We start from the raw sequence: 5,503 nt of genomic DNA on the forward strand, positions 1-5,503 counted from the left end.
TTTGCCAGGATAGAAGCGACGATCGCTAAAGCTGGGATGATGAGCAGGAAGCTTAATGCTTCATCGTAGCCGCCAAGGAAATCGTAAAACAAGCCGAACGGCAAGGGCCCTAAGGCAGAGCCGATGACCATGATCGCCATGGCGATGCCGCTGATGCTGCCGATATACTGGCGACCGTAGTAATTGGGCCAGACAATGCTCAACGTGACCCGCTCAATCCCTGACACAACTCCCCATACGACGCCGAACAAGATTGCTAACGACAGAACCGTCGCTTGCTGGAGCAGCAAAATGAAAATGATCTCTCCGGCAAACAAAGCGACCAGCATCCAGCGCACTTCGATTTTATCCAGCAAATAGCCGGCCAAAAATGTTACCGGAAATCCGACGACCGCCATCAAGCTGAGTACAGTGGCTGCGGCTTCAGGCGTCAGCGATTGCTGTGAAAAAATCGATACTAAATGGAACGTGATTCCGGTGTTCACCAAGGCTGGCGTTGCGACACAAAACAGCAGCAGCCAAAAGGCGCGGGTTTTCTGCGCTTCTTTCACGGTCCAGCTAATATCTGCCGACAAACTCTTCTCTGCGGTTTCCCCTTCTGGAATCACTTCCCCGTCAGGACGCAAGCCGATATCTTCCGGCTTGTTGCGGATCAGCAAAAACGCGAGCGGAGTAAAAATGACCAACACGGACGCGCCGAGCAGCGTCCACGCAATGCGCCAATCGAAAGTTTCGATCAACCACACATTGAGCAATGGAAAGACGGCAGAGCCGACCATCGCCCCGAGTGCTGCGAGGCTGAGCGCGCGCCCTCTTTTGGCAATGAACCATTGCGGCACGAGCGACTTCGGCGTGAGTGACATCGAGCCTTGCCCGAGCAGCCGAATCAAAAAGAAGCCGACGAACAGCATGAAAGTATTGGCGATCAATCCATTAAACAAACAGGCAAGCCCCAGCAAGCTGGAGATAATGACCGCCATCTTGCGCGCTCCCTGGCTATCGAACAGCCTGCCGACCATAAAAATCAGAAAACCCGCGAGCAATGTAGCCGCAGAATAAATCCCTGACACCGTCGAGCGGCTCCATCCGAACTCTTCAATATAATAATCGATGAAAATGGCGTTGGAAAAGGTTTGGCCGGGTCCCGAAAAGAAATACGACAACGCCGAAATCGCGACGATGACCCAGCCGTAATAAAACGGCGTATGTATTGGCGCGGTATGTTTCACTGTGTTCTCCCTCCTGCCTGCTACAGCAAAAAGGGCTCCACCTGGGAGCCCTTTTTCTTATTTCACGATCAATACCGGGCAGTTTGCGCGCTTGACCACTTTGTGGCTGACACTGCCGAGCACCATCTCCTGCAAGGAGTTTAAGCCCCGGCTGCCGATCACGAGCATGTCGAACGCTTCCTTATTGGCGAAATCGACAATCGTCGGACCCGGCGTCCCATGAAGGATCTCGACGCGGTATTTGATGTTTTCCGATGCGATCGCTTCTTCGACCGGCTGCAATTTCTTGCGGCGCTGGAAATCCAGCTCCGCGGAACTGCCGCTGTGAAGCACTTCGTTTTTCGCGTTGTCGTGATCCGCGACGAAAACGATCGTAATCTGTGAATCATCTGATCCTTTTGCTATTTTCACGGCTTCTTTAGCTGCACGGACTGAATGGTCGGAACCATCCACAGCGAGTAGGATTTTCTTGTACACTTCTCAACACTCCCCTTTAATGAGTCAGTCATTTGGCGTGCTTGTGCGTTAACACAGAGATAGCCAGCTGTGAAATCGATAGCGATACCTTTATCTTCCACGTTAAAATCGAATTTGTCCAGAATTTCCTTGTCCTATCCAAGTTCTTGCATTAAAAAGACCCAGCTTCCATGTGAAGATGAAAGCCAGGTCTATCTAATAATTCAACTAGTTATTCACTTTTCGTTTTCTGTTTTGACCGTTTCAAAGGCGTTTCCTTGTCTCGTACATTATTGAGCCACGCACGGTCTTGGTCCATCATTTTCTTCGCCGAATAAATCATCAGGAAGGTGATGAAAATAATCGGCAAGCCCATCAAACCGGAAACCACTTCGAGCGGTGCCAAGCCGCCGATTCTCATGAGCACCAGTGAAATGACGGTGATGATGCCGGCAACCAGGATACGCAAAATTTTCGGCGGTTCGTTTTTGCTCATATCAAGCGTACTCGTATAAGCAGCAATCGTGTAAGTCGTTGAGTCGAGTGTAGTCGTCAGGAAAATCAGCGCGACGATGATGAAAATCACAATCGCCAAGCCGCCAAGCGGCAAGGTCGAAAGAATTTCAGGAATGACCGCCATCCGGTCTTCTTTCACCATATCCAAAATCGGCAGTTCACCCGTCAAATAACGGTGGACGCCGAGCCCGCCAAGAACACCTGTCGCAATCCACGACAACAGCGTAGGCGCCAATAGATAGGTCATGATCATCTCGCGGATGGTGCGCCCTCTTGAAATACGGGCCGCAAACACCGAATGCAGCATTGCCCATGTCGCGCTATAAGCAAACCAGAATACCGTATTGCTTTGCACATGCGACGCCGCGCCTTGGTAAACCGAGTCCGTATTGAGTGAAAAGCTCAAGTAATTCGTAAATAGCGACGCAACGCTGTCCGAGAAATAATTCAGGATAAAGACTCCTGGCCCTGCCAAGAGAATGAAGACAGTAAAGGCTCCCGCCAAATAAATATTGAACGTACTGAGCCGTTTGATGCCCTTTTCCACGCCAAGGTAAGCACTGACGGAAAACAGCGCTACCCAGACAATCGTGACGACGAGCGTTAACCCGAATGTTACGTCAATGTTCATCAGCGCGGAAATATTATACGTGATGATCGGCGCGCCCAAGCCGAGCGTTACGGCAGCCCCTGTCATGATGCTGAGCAAGAACAAGACATCGAGCAAGCGCCCTGCCCAGCCGTCTGCCAATTTATCGCCAAATACCGGACGCACTGCTTCTGACATGCGCATCATCGGCTTTTTCTTAACGTGCAGCGTATAAGCCATCGCCGGAGCGATCATGACAAAGATCGCGAATACCTGGAAGCCCCATAAGAACATGCTGTAAGCATTGCCCATTAAAATCGATTCCGGTGAACCGGCGTCCATACCAGCCGGCGGGTTGTTTGCCACGGATGTCCATTGCAGCATGCCGGTCCGCATAATCGTCGAACCGAGCCCCATGGCGATCAAAATGGATGCATACTCAAATAAAGTCAAGCGCGGCTTTTCTGCTGGATCGCCGAGAACGATATCGCCATATTTGGAATACGAAAAATACAATGCCGCTCCTACCAAAATAATGCCATACCAGAGATAACCCCAGCTGAATACTTCAACAATCGTCGTAAAAATCCCATTCAGCAATTCCAATGAACGGCTTTCATAAAGCGCGAGTGGAACGCTGATTGCGATGATGATGATCAAAGCCGGAAGAAAAATCCGGTAATCGATCAAGCCTTTCTTTTTCATCGAATCCCCCTCAATTATTTAATCCCTTTTTCCCTTCCCTTTGACTTCCTTGTTATAACCACAAAAAAAGAAAAAACTACAAAGAAATGTAGTTTTTTCAGGAAAGGCTTGGGAAATATCATCATTTCCAACACGCCTACGAGTATAACGAAGCTAGTTTCCTTGAGCAAGTAAAGCGATGCTCACTATTCAATCGTGGCCGTGTGCCCATGAAATGCGGGGGTCGATTTGGCGCGACATCCTGACCATGACGGGCTGGAAACCCATACGCGGCCAGAAATAGGAAGCCATTTGATTTGGCGTATGCCAATCAGCAAAAATATAATCATAGCCCTCTTTCTTCAATTCGCCGAAACAATAGTTTGCCAGTGCTCGACCGATGCCGCGGCTTCGCATATCTGGGTTGGTCGAAGCAGCTGGCAGCTCCACGCAATTTTCGGGCGTCACCAAACTGAAAGGATCCTCCTTACGGAAATACACATGGAAGCCGGCAGCTTGTTCACCTTGGTTAACGAGCCATAGATAGGCTTCTTCGTCTTCCGTCAGTGCGACATAGCTTTTCTGGACGTTTTCCATCGTTTCTCTCGTGATTGGATGCCAAGAAGGTGCGGCTGCCTGGTGGATGCTGTTCCACACCGCCATTTTTTTCAAAAGCGGCGCATCCGCTTTCGTTCCGCGCCGAAATTCGAGTTCGGGCAGCGTTCCGTTTTTCGGTTCGTAATCATCCAGCGACAGGATCGCGTATTTTTGCTCGAACGCGAATCCTTGATCGAGCCATTGCTCTAACACCATTTCATCCCCAAGCGGCGCCATCAGCACATGGTGGAAGTAGCCGTGCTTAACCCATTCCGCTCCAGCATCCGCATATAATAAGCGCAACAGGCGCGGATGTTCATGCTCGCTGATGGCGATTGATTCATAATCCATCCATACATAGCGTCCGCGATGGGCTTCTTCCTTGAATTCATAAATCAAGTATCCAATCACATCAATGCCGCGGACAGCGACCACTCCGCTGACATAAGGGCGCTCGAGCAATTTGCGGATGACAATCTCCGCCTCGTCGATTTCCTCGAACTTATCCGGCAGATACGGGAAAATCTTCCGTTCCCGCGCCTGGCGTTTTGAAAGTAATGCAGACATTTGGCGGATGTGCTTTTCTTCTACACTGATGATCTGGATCACATTCGATCACTCCCCTGTTTGAAGTTTCACTTCAAGCATTGCGTATTGCCCGTTGCGCACGATGTCTCCGAACTCCACTGGCAACGGTTCAACAAAAATCGGACCGTCTACTAATGTGGTATGGAATTCCCCTTCCTCTCCGCAAGCATCGATGCCGAGTGCCTCGAGCTCTTCGATCAGCTCACGGGTGAAAACGTGTCCGAGAAACTCCTCCCCGACACGCGCAGTGTCCACCACTGTAATGACGGCTTTGAACTCTTCTTCGACCAGTTCTTCCAACAGTGACCGGCGGGCTTCTTGCCATAAGGGATGCAAGACATCAAGTTCTGCCTGTTTGCTGACTTTTTCAACCCAATCAAGATGATCCTGCAGGTCAATATCACCGTACACACCCATTTCGATGCCTTGTTCCTTGAAATGCTGCAAATGGCGGATAAATTCCTTTTCATACCCTGACCAGTCGGCTTGGCCAATCACTAAAGGCAAGCCCATCCGTTCCGCTTGTGCTTCCAAGATCTGCTTTTTCAGCCCGTGGGATTTCGAGCGTTCCCCGTCTTCTTCAAACATGGTGAACAACGCGATCGGCACATGCCCCTGCTGAACCGCCCGGTAAAATGCTAAAGCGGAGTCTTTGCCACCGCTCCATGATGTAATAAATGGTTTTTGCATACTGCACCTCTTCTGTAATTTCTTGTGTCTTGCTATTAATAGTCTTGATGAAAGAGTAGAAGGCGGCGACTCCTGTGGGAATAGCATGAGTCTTGAGACCCCACAGGGAGCATAGCGACCGAGGAGGCTCAAGCCATGCCCTGGCAGCGCGACG

At 50.3% G+C, this 5,503-nt stretch carries 5 protein-coding genes; all 5 read right to left on the reverse strand.

Going from position 1 to position 5,503, the window contains the following annotated elements; all coding sequences use genetic code 11:
* On the reverse strand, positions 1–1,229 hold a 1,229-nt coding region (locus tag ON064_RS16760), incomplete at its 3' end, for an MFS transporter (RefSeq protein WP_274625662.1).
* 57 nt (positions 1,230–1,286) lie between these two features.
* Positions 1,287–1,706 (reverse strand): universal stress protein, encoded by a 420-nt coding sequence (locus ON064_RS16765; protein WP_121300866.1) that lies wholly within the window; start codon positions 1,704–1,706, stop codon positions 1,287–1,289.
* Between the two features lie 211 nt (positions 1,707–1,917).
* The gene (locus ON064_RS16770; protein WP_274625663.1) at positions 1,918–3,495 is read right to left on the reverse strand and encodes a BCCT family transporter; all 1,578 of its coding nucleotides are present in this window, start codon (positions 3,493–3,495) and stop codon (positions 1,918–1,920) included.
* Between the two features lie 189 nt (positions 3,496–3,684).
* On the reverse strand, positions 3,685–4,680 hold the full coding sequence (locus ON064_RS16775; protein ID WP_274625664.1) for a GNAT family N-acetyltransferase: 996 nt from the start codon (positions 4,678–4,680) through the stop codon (positions 3,685–3,687).
* A gap of 6 nt (positions 4,681–4,686) precedes the next feature.
* A complete protein-coding gene (locus tag ON064_RS16780; protein ID WP_274625665.1) occupies positions 4,687–5,349 on the reverse strand; it encodes a Dph6-related ATP pyrophosphatase in 663 nt (220 codons plus the stop codon).
* Positions 5,350–5,503: the final 154 nt, after the last annotated feature.

Origin of the sequence: Planococcus sp. A6, from assembly GCF_028823615.1 — a bacterium.
In the GTDB taxonomy this organism is placed as follows: Bacteria; Bacillota; Bacilli; order Bacillales_A; family Planococcaceae; genus Planococcus.